Below are 17,518 nucleotides of genomic sequence, written 5' to 3'. Positions count from 1 at the left end.
ACAAGGCCAAGACGGTGATCGTGAACAAGCGCAGCATGGCCGCGGGCTACGCCGGGCTGGACAACGAGCTGTTCTACATGGACAAGACCATGATGGTCTTCGGCGATGCCAAGAAGGTGGTCGAGGACATGGCCAAGGCGATCGAGTAGTCGGGTCGCTCCGCACGAAGACCACGGGCCGCGCCATGTCGCGGCCCGTGCCGCATTCGAACCTCAAGTTACGATGGCGGCAGATTTCCCAACAAGATTTCGCTCTGGAGACTCACTGTGACTGATCGCCCCTGGCTCGGCAGCTATCCGCAAGGCGTACCCGCCGACATCGATGCCTCGCGCTACGCTTCGCTGGTGGCGCTGATGCAGGAAAGCTTCACCAAGTACGCCGACCGCACGGCCTACAGCTTCATGGGCAAGGACGTGAGCTACGCCGAGGTGGACCAGCAGAGCCGCGCCTTCGCCTGCTACCTGCAGGGGCTGGGCCTCGTGAAGGGCGACCGGGTCGCGATCATGATGCCGAACTGCCCGCAGTATCCGATCTCGGTGGCCGGGGCCCTGCGCGCCGGGTTGATCGTGGTCAACGTCAATCCGCTGTACACGCCGCGTGAACTGGAACACCAGCTGAAGGATTCGGGCACGACCGCGATCGTCCTGATGGAAAACTTCGGCACCACGCTGCAGCAGTGCCTGGGCGCCACACAGGTCAGGCACATCGTGCTGGCCTCGATGGGCGACCGGCTGGGCTTCCTGAAGGGCGCGCTCGTCAACTACGTGGTGCGCAACGTCAAGAAGATGGTGCCCGCCTACAGCCTGCCGGGCGCGGTGCGCTTCAACGACGCGATCGACAAGGGCGCATCGCGCACCTTGCAGGCGCCGACGCTCGGCCCCGACGACGTCGCGGTGCTGCAATACACGGGCGGCACCACCGGCGTCTCGAAGGGCGCGGTGCTGCTGAACCGCAACGTGATCGCCAACGTGCTGCAGTCCGAGGCCTGGAACGAACCCGTGATGCTGAAGGTGCCGGCCAACGAGCAGCCGACCAGCGTCTGCGCCCTGCCGCTCTATCACATCTTCGCGTTCACGGTGAACATGATGCTCAGCATGCGCACCGGCGGCAAGCTGATCCTGATCCCGAATCCGCGCGACCTCGCGGCGGTGCTGAAGGAGCTGTCGAAGCACACCTTCCACAGCTTCCCGGCGGTCAACACGCTGTTCAACGGCCTTGCGAACCATCCCGACTTCGACACCGTCAACTGGAAGAACCTCAAGGTTTCGGTCGGCGGCGGCATGGCGGTGCAGGGCGCCGTGGCCAAGCTCTGGCTCGAGAAGACCGGCTGCCCGATCTGCGAGGGCTATGGCCTTTCGGAGACCTCGCCGTCGGTCACCTGCAACCCGACCACCAGCACCGCCTACACCGCCACCATCGGCGTGCCGTTGCCGAGCACCGACGTGAAGCTGCTCGACGACGACGGCCATGAAGTGCCGCCGGGCCAGCCGGGCGAGCTCGCGGTGAAGGGCCCGCAGGTCATGGCCGGCTACTGGCAGCGGCCGGACGAGACCGTCAAGGTCATGACGCCCGACGGTTACTTCAAGACCGGCGACATCGCGATCGCCGACGATCGCGGCTACTTCAAGATCGTGGACCGCAAGAAGGACATGATCGTGGTCTCGGGCTTCAACGTGTACCCGAACGAGATCGAGGACGTGGTCGCGCAGATGCCGGGCGTGCTCGAGTGCGCGGCCGTGGGCATCACCGACGAGAAGACCGGCGAGGCCGTGAAGCTGGTGATCGTCAAGAAGGACCCGGCGCTCACCGAAGCCGACGTACGGGCCCACTGCCGCGCCAACCTGACCGGCTACAAGCAGCCCCGGGTGATCGAGTTCCGCACCGACCTGCCCAAGACGCCGGTGGGCAAGATTCTGCGCCGCGAGCTGCGCGACGCCAAGAAGTAAGGGTTCCGCCGGGGACCCGACCCGGCATCGCTCTTGCATATTGGGGATGAATGTTCAGATTCATCCTGACCCGCGCGAGCCTGCTCGTGCCGACCTTCATCGGCATGACCCTGCTCGCGTTCTTCCTGATCCGGCTGGTCCCGGGCGACCCGATCGAGACGCTGGCCGGCGAGCGCGGCATCGACCCGGTCCGCCACGCGGCGCTGCTCAAGGACTACGGGCTCGACAAGCCGCTCTTCACGCAGTACGGCATCTACATCGGCCGGGTGCTGCACGGCGACCTCGGCAAATCGGTCATCACCCAGGAGCCCGTGATGAGCGAGTTCCTGGCGCTGTTCCCGGCCACGGTCGAGCTGGCGCTGTGCGCGATCCTGTTCGCGCTGCTGCTCGGCATCCCGGCCGGCATCCTGGCGGCCGTCAAGCGCAACTCGCTGTTCGACCACGGCGTGATGGCGACCTCGCTGACCGGCTACTCGATGCCGATCTTCTGGTGGGGCCTGCTGCTGATCCTGTTCTTCTCGGTCCAGCTGGGCTGGACGCCGGTGTCGGGCCGGATCTCGGTGCAGTACTTCATCGAGCCCGTCACCGGCTTCCTGCTGGTCGACTCGCTGCTGTCGGATGAGAAGGGCGCTTTCGTCTCCGCGCTGCAGCACCTGATCCTGCCGGCGGTGGTGCTGGGCACCAACACGCTGGCCGTCATCGCGCGCATGACGCGCTCGGCCATGCTCGAAGTGCTGGGCGAGGACTACATCCGCACCGCGCGCGCCAAGGGCCTCGCGCCGCTGCGCGTGGTGGCGGTGCATGCGCTGCGCAACGCGCTGATCCCGGTGGTCACGGTGATCGGGCTGCAGGTCGGCGTGCTGTTCACCGGCGCCATCCTGACCGAAACCATCTTCTCCTGGCCCGGCGTCGGCAAGTGGCTGATCGAGGCCATCGGCCGGCGCGACTACCCGGTGCTGCAGGGCGGCATGCTGCTGCTCGGCGTCATCGTGATGCTGGTCAACGTCGGGGTCGACGTGGCCTACGGTTTCATCAACCCCCGCATCCGCCAGGCGCGATGACCGCAGCCATCGTTCCTGCCGCACCGAGCGCCGCGCCGCCAGGACCCTGGCGGGAGTTCTGGGCTTCGTTCTCGGCCAACCGCGGCGCGGTGATCGGCCTGGGCGTGATCGTGCTGCTGCTCGGGGTGGCGCTGCTCGCGCCCTGGCTGGCGCCGCATGCGCCCAACCAGACCGACAGCACCGCCTTCCTGCGGCCGCCGGCCTGGCAGGAGGGCGGTTCGGTCACACACCTGCTGGGCACCGATGCGATCGGCCGCGACATCCTGTCGCGCCTCATGTTCGGCGCCCGGCTGTCGCTTTCGATCGGTGTCGCGGTGGTGGCGCTCTCGGCCGCGGTCGGCATCGCGCTGGGCCTGATCGCGGGCTTCTTCCGCGGCGTGCTGGAGATCGCGATCATGCGGCTCATGGACGTGGTGCTGACGCTGCCGAGCCTGCTGCTCGCGATCGTGATCGTCGCCATCCTCGGCCCCGGCCTGATCAACGCCATGCTGGCGGTCGCGGTGGTCGTGCTGCCGCACTACGTGCGCATCACGCGCGCCGCGGTCATCTCCGAGGTCGCGCGCGATTACGTCACGGCGGCACGCGTGAGCGGCGCCGGCACGCTGCGGCTGATGTTCCGCGAGGTGCTGCCCAACTGCGCCGCGCCGCTGATCGTGCAGGCTTCGCTGGGCGTCTCGACCGCCATCCTCGACGCCGCCGCGCTGGGCTTCCTGGGCCTCGGCGCGCAGCCGCCCTCGCCCGAGTGGGGAACGATGCTGGCCGATGCGCGCGAGTTCGTCCTCCGGGCCTGGTGGGTCGTCACGTTCCCGGGCCTCGCGATCCTCGCGGCGGTGCTGGCGTTCAACCTGCTGGGCGACGGCTTGCGCGACGCGCTCGACCCGAAACTCAAACGCTGAAGGCCCCAAGGCAATGCCCCTGCTCGACATCCGCGACCTCCACGTGGAGTTTCCCACGCAGGGCGGGACGCTGCACGCCGTCGACGGCGTGAGCCTGCGCCTGGAGCAGGGCGAGGTGCTCGGCATCGTCGGCGAATCGGGCTCGGGCAAGAGCGTCACGATGATGGCGCTGATGGGCCTGATCGGCTGGCCCGGCCGCGTGCGCGCGCAGCACCTGCGCTTCGCCGGCCACGACCTGCTGGGCATTTCGGACCAGGCGCGCCGCGGGCTGGTCGGCAAGGACGTGGCGATGATCTTCCAGGAGCCGACGACCAGCCTCAACCCGTGTTTCACCATCGGCTGGCAGCTGATGGAAACGCTGCGCCTGCACCTGCACCTCGACAAGCGCGAGGCGAAGAAGCGCGCCACCGGCCTGCTCGAGCAGGTCGGCATCCCGGCCGCCTCCACCCGCCTCGGCAGCTATCCGCACCAGCTCTCGGGCGGCATGAACCAGCGCGTGATGATCGCGATGGCGATCGCCTGCGATCCCAAGCTGCTGATCGCCGATGAACCGACCACCGCGCTCGACGTCACGATCCAGGCCCAGATCCTCGACCTGCTGCGCAGCCTGCAGAAGGAGCGCGGCATGGGCCTGGTGCTGATCACGCACAACATGGGCGTGGTCAGCGAGATGGCGCAGCGCGTGGCCGTGATGTATGCGGGCCAGGTGATGGAGGAGCGCGGCGTGGCCGAGCTGTTCGCGGCGCCGCAGCATCCCTACACCGCGGCGCTTCTGGCGGCGCTGCCGGAGCGCACGGCCGGCGCAGGGCGACTCGCCACCATCGCCGGCGTGGTGCCGGGCGTGCACGACCGGCCCGCCGGCTGCCTCTTTGCGCCGCGCTGCGACTACGCGACCGCGCATTCGCGTGCGGTGCGGCCTCTGCTGCGCGACTGGATGGGCGGGCAGGTGCGCTGCCACTACGCGCTCGGTGATCCGCAGCGCGACGATGCCCTGGCGCGCGATGGCGCCCACGTTGTCGAGTTCGTGAGATGACGGAAGTCGTGGCCGAAGCCCAGGACCTGCAGCGCGTGTACGCGGTGCGCCGCGGCCTGTTCCGCGCGCCGGCGCAACTGCAGGCGGTCGGCAACATCTCGTTTCGCATCGAGCGCGGCCGCACGCTGGCGGTGGTCGGCGAATCGGGCTGCGGCAAATCCACGCTCGCGCGCATGGTGGCGCTGATCGAGAAACCCACTGCGGGGTCGCTGCGCCTGGTGGGCCACGATGCGGTCGATCCGCCGCACGAGCGCCGGCGCGAACTGCGCCAGGCGGTGCAACTGGTGTTCCAGAACCCTTACGGCTCGCTCAATCCGCGCAAGAAGATCTCCACCGTGCTCGAAGATCCGCTGGCGATCAACACCACGCTCGGCAAGGCGGAGCGCGCCACCCGGGCGCGCGACATGCTGGCCCGCGTCGGCCTGCGGCCCGAGTACGCCAACCGCTACCCGCACATGTTCTCGGGCGGCCAGCGCCAGCGCATCGCGATCGCGCGCGCGCTGATGCTCGACCCGCGGCTGCTGGTGGCCGACGAGCCGGTGTCGGCGCTGGACGTCTCGATCCAGGCCCAGGTGCTGAACCTGCTGGCCGACCTGCAGGCCGAGCTGGGGCTGTCCTACCTCTTCATCTCGCACGACCTCGGCGTGGTGCGCCACATCGCGCACGAAGTGCTGGTGATGTACCTCGGCCATGCGGTCGAGCAGGGCCCCAAGGCGCGCATCTTCGCGCGGCCGCTGCATCCTTACACGCAAGCGCTGCTGGCCTCGACGCCCGGCCTTGCGGCTGAGCGCATCGTGCTCAAGGGCGAGCTGCCCTCGCCGCTGGCGCCGCCGCCGGGCTGCGTCTTCAACACGCGCTGCAGCCACGCCACCGAGCGCTGCCGCACGGAGCGGCCGCTGCCGCGGCTGCTCGACGAGCGCATGGTGGCCTGCCACCATGCCGAGAAGTTCCTGCCTGCCGATGTGTCCCCGCCCGCGTTCGCGCGGCCTCAACCCTGAAGGAGTCGAACGACATGCCCATCACCTCCCACCTCTCGCGTCGCCTGCGCGCGGCCACGCTGCTGGCACCGGCGGCCGTCGCGCTCGCCTGCGGCGCCGCGTCGGCCAAGACGCTGGTCTACTGCTCCGAGGGCAGCCCCGAGAACTTCTACGCGGCGGTGAACACCACGGGTACTTCCTTCGACGCCACCACGCAGGTCTACAACAACCTGGTCGAGTTCGAGCGCGGCACCACCAAGGTCGTGCCCGGCCTGGCCGAGAGCTGGACCATCTCGCCCGACGGCACCGAGTACACCTTCAAGCTGCGCCGCGGCGTGAAGTGGCACAACACGGCCAAGAGCTTCAAGCCGACGCGCGACTTCAACGCCGACGACGTCATCTTCATGATGGAGCGGCAGTGGAAGGACAACGACCCCTACTTCAAGGTCACGAGCCCGAACCACTCCTACTTCAACGACATGGGCATGCCCAAGCTGCTGAAGTCGATCGACCGCGTCGACGACTACACCGTGAAGTTCGTGCTGAACAAGCCCGAGGCGCCGTTCCTGGCCAACCTGGCGATGCCCTACGCCGGCATCCAGTCGAAGGAATACGCGATCGCGATGCTCAAGGCCGGCACGCCCGAGAAGATCGACCAGGACCCGATCGGCACCGGCCCGTTCTACCTGGTGCAGTACCAGAAGGACGCGATCGTGCGCTTCAAGGCCTTCCCGCAGTACTGGGGCGGCAAGGCCAAGATCGACGATCTGATCTTCGCGATCACGCCCGACGCCTCGGTGCGCTGGGCCAAGCTGCAGAAGGGCGAATGCCACGTGATGCCCTACCCGAACCCGGCCGACCTCGACGCGATCCGCAAGGACCCGAACGTGCAGGTGCTCGAGCAGGCCGGGCTCAACGTCGGCTACCTGGCCTACAACACGCAGAAGAAGCCCTTCGACGACGTGCGCGTGCGCAAGGCGCTCAACATGGCGATCAACAAGAAGGCCATCATCGACGGCGTCTACCTGACGACCGGCGTTGCCGCCAAGAACCCGATCCCGCCGACCATGTGGTCCTACAACGATGCCATCAAGGACGACCCCTACGACCCCGAGGCCGCCAAGAAGCTGCTCGCGCAGGCCGGCTATCCCGAAGGCTTCACCACCGACCTGTGGGCGATGCCTGTGCAGCGGCCCTACAACCCGAATGCCAAGCGCATCGCCGAGCTGATGCAGGCCGATCTCGCGAAGGTCGGCGTCAAGGCCGAGATCAAGTCTTTCGAATGGGGCGAATACAGGAAGCGCATGCAGGCTGGCGAGCACCAGATGGGCATGCTGGGCTGGACGGGTGACAATGGCGATCCGGACAACTTCATGTACACCCTGCTGGGCTGCGCCTCGGCGCAGTCGAACGGCAGCAATGTGGCCAAGTTCTGCTACCAGCCCTACGAGGAGCTGGTCGTGAAGGCCAAGAACGTCCCCAAGCAGGCCGAGCGCGAGGCGCTCTACAAGAAGGCGCAGGTGATCTTCAAGGAGCAGGCGCCCTGGTTCACGATCGCGCATGCGGTGCAGCTGAAGCCGGTGCGCAAGGAAGTGGTCGACTTCAAGCTCAGTCCCTTCGGCCGCCACACTTTCTATGGAGTCGATATCAAGCAATGACGATCGCCGTGGTCGCCGCGATGCACGAGGAGCTCGGTGCACTGCTCGCGCAGATGCCCGACGAGCAGCGCGTGCAGGTGGCGGGGCGCGACTTCTGGGTCGGGCACCTGCACGGGCAGCCGGTGGTCGCGGTGCTGTCGCGCATCGGCAAGGTCGCGGCGGCTCTCACGGCCACGGTGCTGCTCGAGCGCTTCAAGGTGCGCGCGATCGTCTTCACCGGCGTCGCCGGCGGGTTGGCGCCGGGCGTCCGGGTGGGCGACGTGGTGGTCGCCACCAAGCTGCTCCAGCACGACCTCGACGCCTCGCCGATCTTCCCGAGGTACGAAGTGCCGCTGACCGGCCACGCCCGTTTCGCGGTCGACACCGCGATCGGCGATGCGCTCGCGGCGGCGGCCGCCGAGGTGCTGCGCGACCCGGTGGGCCTGCTGGGGCCGCAGGTGGTCGAGGACTTCGGCCTGGCGGCGCCGAGGGTGCATCGGGGGCTGCTGGTGAGCGGCGACCGCTTCGTCTCCACCGCGGCCGAAAGCGCCGTGCTTCGCCGCGACCTGCCCGACGCGCTGGCGGTCGAGATGGAGGGTGCCGCGGTGGCCCAGGTGTGCCACGACTACGGCGTGCCCTTCGCGGCGGTGCGCACCATCTCCGATCGCGCCGACGACGAGGCGCACGGCGATTTCACGCGCTTCGTCTCGGCGGTCGCGAGCCGCTACAGCCTGGCGCTGGTCGATGCCTGGCTGGCAACGCTGCCGGCGCAATAAGAACCAGGCCCCCCGGGCCACTCTGTTCGGGGGCTCCCGCGGCACCGGCTCTGCCGGGCCGCTGGGTGCGCCCCTTGAGGGGGAGGCGGCTACACGGAGCGAGCAAGCAACGGGGTGGTCACTTCAACCAGCCGCGCCGGCGGAAGTACCACATCGGGACCAGCGCGCTGGCCATCATCAGCACGATCGCGAAGCCGTAGCCATAGCCCCAGTCGAGCTCGGGCATGAACTTGAAGTTCATGCCGTACACGCTCGCGATCAGCGTCGGCGGCAGCAGCGCCACGCTTGCGACCGAGAAGATCTTGATGGTCTTGTTCTGGTTGATGTTGATGAAGCCGACGGTCGCGGCCATCAGGAAGTTGATCTTCTCGAACAGGAAGGCCGTGTGGTTGTCGAGCGACTCGATGTCGCGCAGGATCTGCCGCGCCTCCTCGAACTGCTCGGCATTCAGCATGCGGCTGCGCATCATGAAGCTGACGGCGCGGCGCGTGTCCATCACGTTGCGGCGGATGCGCCCGTTCAGGTCCTCCTGGCGCGCGATCAGGCCCAGCACCTCGCCGGCCAGCTCGTCGCTGACGTTGCCCGACAGTACCTTCTTGCCCGCCGACTCGAGTTCGTCATAGATGTTCTCGAGCGTGTCGGCCGAGTACTCGGCATCGGCGTCGAACAGCTTCAGCAGCACTTCCTTGGCGTCTTCGATGAGCCCCGGCGCCCGCCGCGCGCGCATGCGCAGCAGGCGGAACACCGGCACGTCCTCGTCGTGGATCGAGAACAGCACGCCGCAGCTGCGCAGCTCGGCGTTGTGCTGGTTGAGGATGAAAGCCACGCGCACCGAACGCGGGTTCTCGTCGTCGTCGATCAGGAAGTCGCTGCGGATGTGGAGTTCGCCGTTGTCTTCCTCGTAGAAGCGCGCCGACTCCTCGATGTCCTCGTCCATCGCGTCCTCGGGGATCGACAGGCCGTAGTACTGCTTGATCCAGCGCTTTTCCTCGACCGTGGGCGATTCGAGATCGACCCAGATCGGCTGGAACTTGGAAAGCTCTTCGAGGGCCTCGATCTCTTCCTGGACGAGGCGGCCGTTGGCAAGCGTGAAGATGTTGAGCATGGCTCACTCCCGTGAAATGTCTGGCGGTTGGGCGAGGGGTGTGGGCGCTTTCAATTCCCTCGCCGACGACGCGTCAGAGGGGAAGTGAAAGCTGCCGAGACGGGTCGATTTCCATGCGGGAGTCTCCGGTTGCAGCGAGGCGCGATTATGTCATCCGGGTTGTGACGGCTCCGGCCTGAAACTGGACGGACATACAGTACAGTTGCGGCGATGCAGCGCGTTGCGACACCCCTTTCCCCCGGCGCCGCGAGCCAGGCCGAACGGCTGGCGGAGGCGCTCGCGAAGCTCAACGACGCGCAGCGCGCCGCGGTGCTGCACGGCGTCGACGCCGCGCTCGAACCGGCGCAGCAGGACCCTCGGCCGCTGCTCGTGATCGCCGGCGCGGGCTCGGGCAAGACCAGCACGCTCGCGCACCGCGTGGCGCACCTGATCGCCGGCGGCGCCGACCCGCAGCGCATCCTGCTCCTGACCTTTTCGCGCCGGGCCGCGCAGGAGATGGAGCGCCGCGCGGGCCAGGTGCTGGTGCGCGTACTCGGCCTGGCTTCGCAGACACCGCCGGCGCTGCCCTGGGCCGGCACCTTCCATGGCATCGGCGCACGGCTGCTGCGCGAGTACGCGGCGCAGATCGGCTTGAGCGAGAACTTCACGATCCACGACCGCGGCGATGCCGAGGACCTGATGGGGCTGGTGCGTCACGACATCGGCCTGTCCTCCATGGCCCGGCGCTTTCCGCAGAAGGGAACCTGCCTCTCGATCTATTCGCGCACCGTCAACACCTGTGGGGTGCTCGCCGAGGTGCTGAAGCAAGCCTTTCCCTGGTGCGCCGAATGGGAGAGCGAACTGAGGAAGCTGTTCGGCGCCTATGTCGAGGCCAAGCAGCAGCAACAGGTGCTCGACTACGACGACCTGCTGCTGTACTGGTCCGCCATGGTGGCCGAGCCCGCGCTGGCGGCACAGGTCGGCCAGCGTTTCGACCACGTGCTGGTCGACGAGTACCAGGACACCAACCTGCTGCAGGCCGCCATCCTGCGCGCCCTCAAGCCGGACGGGCGCGGCCTGACCGTGGTGGGGGACGACGCGCAGTCGATCTACTCGTTCCGCGGCGCCACCGTGCGCAACATCCTCGACTTCCCGCAGCAGTTCAGCCAGCCTGCGCGCGTCGTCACGCTGGAGCGCAACTACCGTTCGACGCAGCCGATCCTCGATGTGTCCAACGCCGTGATCGCGGCCGCCGCCGAACGCCATGCCAAGACCCTCTGGACCGACAAGCCCTCGGCCGGACGCCCGCAGCTGGTGCTGGTGCCCGACGAGGCCCAGCAGGCGCGCTTCGTCGCCGAGCGCGTGCTCGCGCACCGCGAGGGCGGCCTCGCGCTGAAGTCGCAGGCGGTGCTGTTCCGCACCTCGAGCCACAGCGCCGCGCTCGAACTGGAACTGGCGCGGCGCAACATTCCTTTCGTGAAGTACGGCGGCCTCAAGTTCCTCGAGGCCGCCCACGTGAAGGATCTGCTTGCGGTGCTGCGCTTCGCGCAGAACCCGCGCGGCCGCATGGCCGGCTTCCGCGTCACGCAGATGATCCCTGGCATCGGCCCGGTCACCTCGGCGCGCCTGCTCGACGCGATGGCGGAGGCCGCCGATCCCGGCGCCGCCGTGCAGGCCTTCGTGCCGCCGGCCGCGGCGCAGGTCGAATGGGCCCGCTTCGCCGCCATCTACGCTGCCCTGCGCGATCCCGCGCTGGCCTGGCCGGCCGACATGGATCTTGCGCTGCAGTGGTACATCCCGCACCTGGAGCGGCTGCACGACGATGCCGGCCCGCGCCGCGGCGACGTCGAGCAACTCGCGCGGCTGGCCGCCGGCTACGCCTCGCGCGAGCGCTTCCTGACCGAACTCACGCTGGACCCGCCCGAAGCCACCAGCGACCGGCCCGGACCGCCGCTGCTCGACGAGGACTACCTGATCCTCTCGACCATCCATTCGGCCAAGGGGCAGGAGTGGAGCTCCGTCCACGTGCTCAACGTGGTCGATGGCTGCATCCCGGCCGACGTGGCGCAGGGCGCCCACGAGCTCGAGGAGGAGCGCCGGCTGCTCTATGTCGCGATGACCCGCGCCCGCGACCACCTGCACCTGCTGGTGCCGCAGCGCTTCTACGTCACGCAGCAGGCCGCGCGCGGCGACCGCCACCTGTACGCGGGCCGCACGCGCTTCATCCCGGCGGCCGATGCCCAGCGCTTCGAGCGGCAGACCTGGCCGCCGCCGCCCGAGCGCGCGCCGCATGTGCCGGCGCCGGCCGCCGCCATCGACCTGCTGAGCCGGATGCGGGAGAAATGGTGACTCGCCCCCAGGTTGCCCGGCACTTCGTGTCCGGGCGCCCACCCCCTACCGGGGGCAACACCAGCGGCCCGGCGGAGCCGGTTCCGCGGTGTTTCACCAACGGGCCGGGCTTCGCCGGCCTGTAGGGCAGGGCTCATCGGGGCTGGGGGCTATCAATTCGATAGCGTGAGAATTCCGTCATGGGAAATGCCCCTTTCCTGGGGTGCGGAAGGATTGCATTTCGATGACAGCATGGGCATAGTGAACCGAAGCCTCTCCTCTCCCTCTCTCCTTTCCCCCTCTCTCTCCCCTTCTCTCCCCTGCCTTCATTCCCTTCTCGTTTCCCCCGGCTACGTCTCTTTACAAGGGGCGCGGCTATTTCCCCAACCGTCAATTCCAGGAGGTCATTCATGAATCTGACGATCAGCGGTCATCACCTCGACGTCACACCTGCTTTGCGCAACTACGTTACGAGCAAGCTGGACCGGATCACCCGGCATTTCGACCAGGTGGTCGATGTCAAGGTGATTCTCACGGTGGAAAAGCAGAAGGAAAAAGAGCGCCGGCAACGGGCCGAATGCAATATCCACGTCAAGGGCAACGACATGTTCGCGGAGTCGAGCCACGCTGATCTCTACGCTGCCGTCGACGACCTGGTCGACAAGCTCGACCGGCAGGTCGTGCGCCACAAGGATCGCCTGCAGGATCACCACCACGAAGCACCCAAGCGCGTGATGTAGTTCCGCTGTTCGGGCAAATACTCTTGCGGGCCGCCCTTGGGCGGCCCTTTGCTTTTTGCGGGGTGGGTGCATAATCGCCCCCGCCCCAACATGAACCGACTCGCGTCCATCCTGCCGCCCGCTCAAGTGCTCGTGAGCGTCGACGCCACTAGCAAGAAGCGTGCTTTCGAAGAAGCAGGGCTCCTGTTCGAGAACCTGCACGGTCTCGGGCGCGCCCTGATCACCGACAGCCTGTTTGCGCGCGAGCGCCTGGGCTCCACCGGCCTCGGCCACGGCGTGGCCATCCCGCACGGCCGGATCAAGGGCCTCAAGTCGCCGATGGCCGCGGTGTTCCAGCTGGCCAACGCGATCGGCTTCGATGCCCCGGACGAACAACCCGTGGTGCTGCTCATCTTCCTGCTCGTGCCGGAAGCTGCGACCCAGAAACATCTGGAGATACTGTCGGAAATTGCCGAACTGCTCAGTGACGCCGGTCTGCGCGAGCAGATCAAGTCGAGCACGGATGCGGCGGCCCTGCATGCCCTGATCGCCGGATGGCAGTCCGCACAGGTGGCCTGAAGCTCATCGGCGCCGGGCGGTTTCGGAGATGAAGCCGACCGTCATCAGCGCCGATGCGATGTTCGAGGAATTCCGCGGCTCGCTGCGCTGGGAGTGGCTCGCGGGCCTGGGCGCCTCGGAGCGGCAGTTCGACCCCGACGTCATCAGCCGGGCCCAGTCGGCCGCCGACCTGGTCGGCTACCTCAATTACATCCACCCCTACCGCGTGCAGATCCTCGGCGCCCGCGAGGTTGCCTACCTGATGCGCGGCACGCCGCAGGATTGCGCCCGGCGCATCGCGCGGATCGTCACGCTGGAGCCGCCGATGCTGGTGCTGGCCGACGGCCAGGCGGCGCCCGACGAGCTGCTGTCGATCTGCGAGCGGGCCCAGCTGCCGCTGTTCGCCACCCGCGAATCCTCGGCTTTCGTGATCGACCTGCTGCGCGCCTACCTCTCGAAGCACTTTGCCGAGCGGACCTCGATGCATGGCGTCTTCATGGACATCCTGGGCCTGGGCGTGATGATCACGGGCGAGTCGGGGCTCGGCAAGAGCGAACTTGGCCTGGAGCTGATCTCGCGCGGCAATGGCCTGGTGGCCGACGACGCGGTCGACCTCTACCGCATCAATCAGACCACGCTGGAAGGGCGCTGCCCCGAACTGCTGCAGAACCTGCTCGAAGTGCGCGGCATCGGCCTGCTCGACATCCGGGCGATCTTTGGCGAGACCGCGGTACGCCGGAAGATGCGGCTCAAGCTGATCGTGCACCTGGTGCGGCGCGACAGTTTCGAGCGCGACTACGAGCGCATGCCCTCGGCGCCGCTGACGCAGGACGTGCTGGGAATCCCGGTGCGCAAGGTGATCATCCAGGTCGTGGCCGGTCGCAACATCGCGGTGCTGGTCGAGGCCGCGGTGCGCAACTCGATCCTGCAGCTGCGCGGCATCGACACCTATGCGGATTTCGTGGCGCGTCACCACAAGGCCATGGAAAGCGCAAGTGATGACTGACTAGCTCGCCCCCAGGTTGGGCTCACTTCGTGTAGCCCGCCCACCCCCTACCGGGGGCAACACCAGCGGCCCGGCAAAGCCGGTTCCGCGGTGTTTCACCAACGGGCCTGGCTTCGCCGGCCGGTGAATACTGGCGCTGTGGTTGTTCGTCGGCGGCGCGCAGCGCGCCTGTTCGTGGGCAGTCGCGGAACCGGCTTCGCCGGGCCGCTGACTGCGCCCCCAGCAGGGGGGTGGGCGCCCGGACACGAAGTGCCGGGCAACCTGGGGGGTTACCTCTTGCCTACGCAGTCGGCGCAGAGGCCGTACAGGGACATCGCGTGGTCCTGCAGGATCCAGCCCTTGTCCTTGGCGATCATCTGCTGGCGGCGTTCGATCTCGGCGTCATAGAACTCCTCGACCTTGCCGCAGGAGGTGCACACCAAGTGGTCGTGGTGTTTGCCCTCGTTGAGTTCGTAGACCGCCTTGCCGCTCTCGAAGTGGCTGCGCTCGAGGATCCCGGCCTGCTCGAACTGCGTCAGCACGCGGTATACGGTGGCCAGGCCGATGTCGGAATGGTCGTTCAGCAGCACGCGGAAGACGTCTTCCGCGGTCATGTGGCGCTGGCTGCCGTTCTGGAAGATCTCGAGGATCTTCAGGCGCGGCAGGGTGGCCTTGAGGCCGGTGTTCTTCAATTCGTCGATGTTGCCCATGGGTCGTTCCTCCGCCGGCCTGGCGGGAGAGGCCCGCCGGGGGCCAGCCGCTACAATGATTCGATCATATCGCCCAACCCTTTCCCCATGCCTGCCATTCCACAACGCCGCCATTGGCTGCTCGTTGGCGCCGTCGCTGCGACTTTGGGTCTCGGCGCCTGCAGCAGCGTCGGTGACAGTGCGCGCGGCGCCCTGAACGCCGTGACGCCCTACAAGGTCGAGGTGGTCCAGGGCAATTTCGTGTCCAAGGAGCAGGTCGAGGCGCTCAAGCCCGGCATGTCGCGCCAGCAGGTGCGCGAAGTCCTCGGTACCTCGCTGCTGACCGACGTTTTCCATTCCAATCGCTGGGACTACGTGTTCACGATCCGGCGCCAGGGCGTCGAGGCCCAGCAGCGCCGCCTGACCTTGTTCTTCAACGGCGAGGTGCTCGAGCGCTTCGAAGGCGACCCGATGCCGAGCGAGGAAGAGTTCGTCGCCCAGCTCGACACCCGCAAGCGCCGCGGTTCGGTGCCGAAGCTCGAGGCGACCGACGACCAGCTCAAGAAGTTCGACCCGTCCAAGGAAAAACCGGCGGACGGCGAGCCGGCCCCAGCGACGCAGTCGCAGCCGCCGCTGCCGGCGGTCTACCCGCCGCTCGAATCGACGCGCTGAACGGGCGCCCCGGCCGGAACGTCCGGCCCGCTCGTTCTTTCCCGTTTTCCCGCATTCCCAGAGGCTGAAACGCGTGACCGACTCCTCCGTTGCTACTCCCCCCCTGCGGCGCATCGCGATTGCGGGCGCTTCCGGGCGCATGGGCCACATCCTGATCGAGGCCGTGCGCGAGGCCCACGACTGCCGGCTGGCCGGCGCGCTCGATGTCGCCGGCAGCGATGCGATCGGCCGCGACGCCGCCGCCTTCCTCGGTTTCACGAGCGGCGTGCCCATCGTGTCCGAGCTGCGCACGGGCCTGGCGGATGCGCAGGTGCTGATCGACTTCACGCGCCCCGAAGGCACCCTGGCGCACCTGGCCGCCTGCCGCGAGCTCGGCGTGCAGATGGTGATCGGTACCACCGGCTTCAGCGATGCGCAGAAGGCCGAGATCGCCGACGCCGCCAAGGACATCGCGATCATGATGGCGCCCAACATGAGCGTCGGCGTCAACGTCACCTTCAAGCTGCTCGAAATGGCCGCCAAGGCGCTGTCCACCGGCTACGACATCGAAATCATCGAGGCCCACCACCGCCACAAGGTCGACGCGCCTTCGGGCACGGCGCTCAAGATGGGCGAGGTGATCGCCGACGCGCTGGGCCGCGACCTCAAGGAATGCGCGGTCTACGCCCGCGAGGGCATCACCGGCGAGCGCGACCCCTCGACCATCGGCTTCTCGGCCATCCGCGGCGGCGACATCGTGGGCGACCACACCGTGCTCTTCGCCGGCACCGGCGAGCGCATCGAGATCACCCACAAGTCGGCCAGCCGCGCGACCTACGCGCAGGGCAGCCTGCGCGCGGTGCGCTTCCTGGCCGGGAAGCAAGCCGGCCTGTTCGACATGTTCGACGTGCTGGGTCTGCGCTGACCGCCCCCGCATGAGCGCCGCGCCGGGCCGCCCCAAGCAAGCTCGCACCGCAGTGCGCAGCACGGAGGTTGCCTGGTGAGCGTCCTGGCGCTGCTCACGCATGGCGACGGCGTCAGCCGGTCGGTGGCGGCGCTGCTGTTCGCCATGTCGGTGTCGAGCTGGGTCGTGATCCTCTGGAAAGCCTGGCTGCTGCGCGGCGGTACCCGTGACGTGGTGCGCGGCATCGCGGCTTTCTGGCAGTCGGCCTCCCTGCAGGATGCGGAAGCGCGCCTGCAGCCCTTCGACCGCGCCGCGCTGGTACTGCCGGCGGTGCGGGCGGTCAACCGGCTGGCCCTGCAGGTGGAAGGTTCCACGCTGGGTGGCAAGGTCGACCGCACGCAGCGTCTCACGCGGGTGCTGCGCGACGCGCTGCATGCGGCGCTGCGGCGGCTGCAGGCCGGCCAGATCCTGCTGGCCACGGTCGGCGCCACCGCCCCGTTCGTCGGGTTGCTCGGCACGGTCTGGGGCATCTACGGCGCGCTGGTGGGTATCGCGGCGGAGACCGGCGGCTTCACCATCGACAAGGTCGCCGGTCCGGTCGGCGAGGCGCTGATCATGACCGCCTTCGGCCTGGCGGTCGCCATTCCCGCCGTGCTGGCCTACAACGTCTTCGGCCGCGTGGTCGGCCGCATCGAGGCCGAACTCGAGGGCTTCGCCCACGACCTGCTCGGCATGCTCGGCGAGCCGGCACCGCGCGAGACGCCGCTGCCGCCGGCGCGGCCGATGCCTGCATAGCGCCGGAGCCCGGCATGGCCTTCGGTCGCACCTCGCTCGGAAGCACCGCCAGCGGCGGGCGCTCGACCGGCGCCGGCGGCCAGCGTCCGCTGTCCGACATCAACGTCACGCCGCTGGTCGACGTGATGCTGGTGCTGCTGGTGATCTTCATCATCACCGCGCCGCTGATGGCGAGCTCGATCAAGCTCGACCTGCCGCGCACCGATGCCGGCCAGCCCAACGACACGCCCCGGTTCGTCAGCCTGGTGGTCGATGCGGCCGGCAAGGTGTATCTGAACGAAAAGCCGGTGACCAATGACGAGTTGGCCGCCGGCCTGGCCAAGGCCGCGGCGGACAGCCGTGACACCGAGGTCCAGCTGCGCGCCGACCAGACCGTGCCCTACGGCAAGGTGGTCGAGCTGATGGGCATCGCGAACAAGGCCGGCCTCAGCCGCATCGGCTTCGTCACCGAAGCCCCTCCCAACAAGCCTTGACCTGGG

General features: G+C 68.1%; 18 protein-coding genes. 16 read left to right on the top strand and 2 right to left on the bottom strand.

What is annotated here, in order from left to right:
- From AB4Z46_RS31970 to AB4Z46_RS31935, 8 genes are all read left to right on the top strand, one after another.
- The coding region (locus tag AB4Z46_RS31970; protein WP_442287589.1) for an NAD(P)(+) transhydrogenase (Re/Si-specific) subunit beta at nt 1-149 on the top strand (149 nt) is incomplete at its 5' end.
- Between the two features lie 117 nt (nt 150-266).
- Nucleotides 267-1,946: a long-chain-fatty-acid--CoA ligase gene (locus AB4Z46_RS31965; RefSeq protein WP_442287587.1), complete on the top strand. Its 1,680-nt coding sequence runs from the start codon at nt 267-269 to the stop codon at nt 1,944-1,946.
- Nucleotides 1,947-1,996: 50 nt separating this feature from the next.
- Nucleotides 1,997-3,007, top strand: a complete 1,011-nt coding sequence (locus AB4Z46_RS31960; RefSeq protein WP_442287586.1) for an ABC transporter permease subunit — start codon at nt 1,997-1,999, stop codon at nt 3,005-3,007.
- Nucleotides 3,004-3,903 carry an ABC transporter permease subunit gene (locus AB4Z46_RS31955; RefSeq protein WP_442287585.1) on the top strand — a complete coding sequence of 300 codons (900 nt, stop codon included), beginning with the start codon at nt 3,004-3,006 and terminating at the stop codon, nt 3,901-3,903. The genes AB4Z46_RS31960 and AB4Z46_RS31955 overlap by 4 nt, the downstream gene beginning before the upstream one ends.
- A 13-nt stretch (nt 3,904-3,916) precedes the next feature.
- Nucleotides 3,917-4,936, top strand: a complete 1,020-nt coding sequence (locus AB4Z46_RS31950) for an ABC transporter ATP-binding protein (RefSeq protein ID WP_442287584.1) — start codon at nt 3,917-3,919, stop codon at nt 4,934-4,936.
- Nucleotides 4,933-5,934: a dipeptide ABC transporter ATP-binding protein gene (locus tag AB4Z46_RS31945; RefSeq protein WP_442287583.1), complete on the top strand. Its 1,002-nt coding sequence runs from the start codon at nt 4,933-4,935 to the stop codon at nt 5,932-5,934. The genes AB4Z46_RS31950 and AB4Z46_RS31945 overlap by 4 nt, the downstream gene beginning before the upstream one ends.
- Nucleotides 5,935-5,948: 14 nt before the next feature.
- A complete protein-coding gene (locus AB4Z46_RS31940; RefSeq protein WP_442287582.1) occupies nt 5,949-7,571 on the top strand; it encodes an ABC transporter substrate-binding protein in 1,623 nt (540 codons plus the stop codon).
- The gene (locus AB4Z46_RS31935) at nt 7,568-8,326 is read left to right on the top strand and encodes a 5'-methylthioadenosine/adenosylhomocysteine nucleosidase (protein WP_442287581.1); all 759 of its coding nucleotides are present in this window, start codon (nt 7,568-7,570) and stop codon (nt 8,324-8,326) included. Before AB4Z46_RS31940 ends, AB4Z46_RS31935 begins: the two co-directional genes overlap by 4 nt.
- A 118-nt stretch (nt 8,327-8,444) precedes the next feature.
- Here the strand turns inward: AB4Z46_RS31935 and corA are convergent, their stop codons facing one another.
- A complete protein-coding gene (gene corA, locus AB4Z46_RS31930; RefSeq protein WP_442287580.1) occupies nt 8,445-9,431 on the bottom strand; it encodes a magnesium/cobalt transporter CorA in 987 nt (328 codons plus the stop codon).
- Between the two features lie 210 nt (nt 9,432-9,641).
- On the opposite strand from corA, the gene AB4Z46_RS31925 reads away from it, so the two are divergent.
- The 4 genes from AB4Z46_RS31925 (at nt 9,642) to hprK (ending at nt 14,021) form a co-directional block, all read left to right on the top strand.
- Complete coding sequence (locus AB4Z46_RS31925; RefSeq protein WP_442287579.1) at nt 9,642-11,759, top strand: ATP-dependent helicase; 2,118 nt, start codon at nt 9,642-9,644, stop codon at nt 11,757-11,759.
- A gap of 389 nt (nt 11,760-12,148) precedes the next feature.
- Nucleotides 12,149-12,478, top strand: a complete 330-nt coding sequence (gene hpf, locus AB4Z46_RS31920) for a ribosome hibernation-promoting factor, HPF/YfiA family (protein ID WP_442287578.1) — start codon at nt 12,149-12,151, stop codon at nt 12,476-12,478.
- 90 nt (nt 12,479-12,568) lie between these two features.
- The gene (locus AB4Z46_RS31915) at nt 12,569-13,036 is read left to right on the top strand and encodes a PTS sugar transporter subunit IIA (protein WP_442287577.1); all 468 of its coding nucleotides are present in this window, start codon (nt 12,569-12,571) and stop codon (nt 13,034-13,036) included.
- Between the two features lie 28 nt (nt 13,037-13,064).
- On the top strand, nt 13,065-14,021 hold the full coding sequence (gene hprK / locus AB4Z46_RS31910; protein ID WP_442287576.1) for an HPr(Ser) kinase/phosphatase: 957 nt from the start codon (nt 13,065-13,067) through the stop codon (nt 14,019-14,021).
- Nucleotides 14,022-14,290: 269 nt separating this feature from the next.
- Here the strand turns inward: hprK and fur are convergent, their stop codons facing one another.
- Nucleotides 14,291-14,710, bottom strand: coding sequence for a ferric iron uptake transcriptional regulator (fur, locus tag AB4Z46_RS31905; protein ID WP_442287575.1), 420 nt, complete (start codon nt 14,708-14,710; stop codon nt 14,291-14,293).
- Nucleotides 14,711-14,797: 87 nt separating this feature from the next.
- Here fur and AB4Z46_RS31900 point away from each other — a divergent pair, with 87 nt between their 5' ends.
- From AB4Z46_RS31900 to AB4Z46_RS31885, 4 genes are all read left to right on the top strand, one after another.
- Nucleotides 14,798-15,361, top strand: a complete 564-nt coding sequence (locus AB4Z46_RS31900) for an outer membrane protein assembly factor BamE (protein ID WP_442287574.1) — start codon at nt 14,798-14,800, stop codon at nt 15,359-15,361.
- Nucleotides 15,362-15,464: 103 nt separating this feature from the next.
- Complete coding sequence (dapB, locus tag AB4Z46_RS31895) at nt 15,465-16,265, top strand: 4-hydroxy-tetrahydrodipicolinate reductase (RefSeq protein ID WP_442287588.1); 801 nt, start codon at nt 15,465-15,467, stop codon at nt 16,263-16,265.
- 75 nt (nt 16,266-16,340) lie between these two features.
- Nucleotides 16,341-17,039 (top strand): MotA/TolQ/ExbB proton channel family protein, encoded by a 699-nt coding sequence (locus tag AB4Z46_RS31890; protein WP_442287573.1) that lies wholly within the window; start codon nt 16,341-16,343, stop codon nt 17,037-17,039.
- A 14-nt stretch (nt 17,040-17,053) separates the two neighbouring features.
- Entirely contained in the window at nt 17,054-17,512 is a 459-nt protein-coding gene (locus AB4Z46_RS31885; protein WP_442287572.1) for an ExbD/TolR family protein, read from the top strand.
- Nucleotides 17,513-17,518 lie beyond the last annotated feature (6 nt).

The sequence above is a fragment of the Variovorax sp. M-6 genome (assembly GCF_052114385.1).
Lineage (GTDB): Bacteria > Pseudomonadota > Gammaproteobacteria > Burkholderiales > Burkholderiaceae_C > Variovorax.
This window is presented reverse-complemented; position numbering and strand designations above follow the sequence as displayed.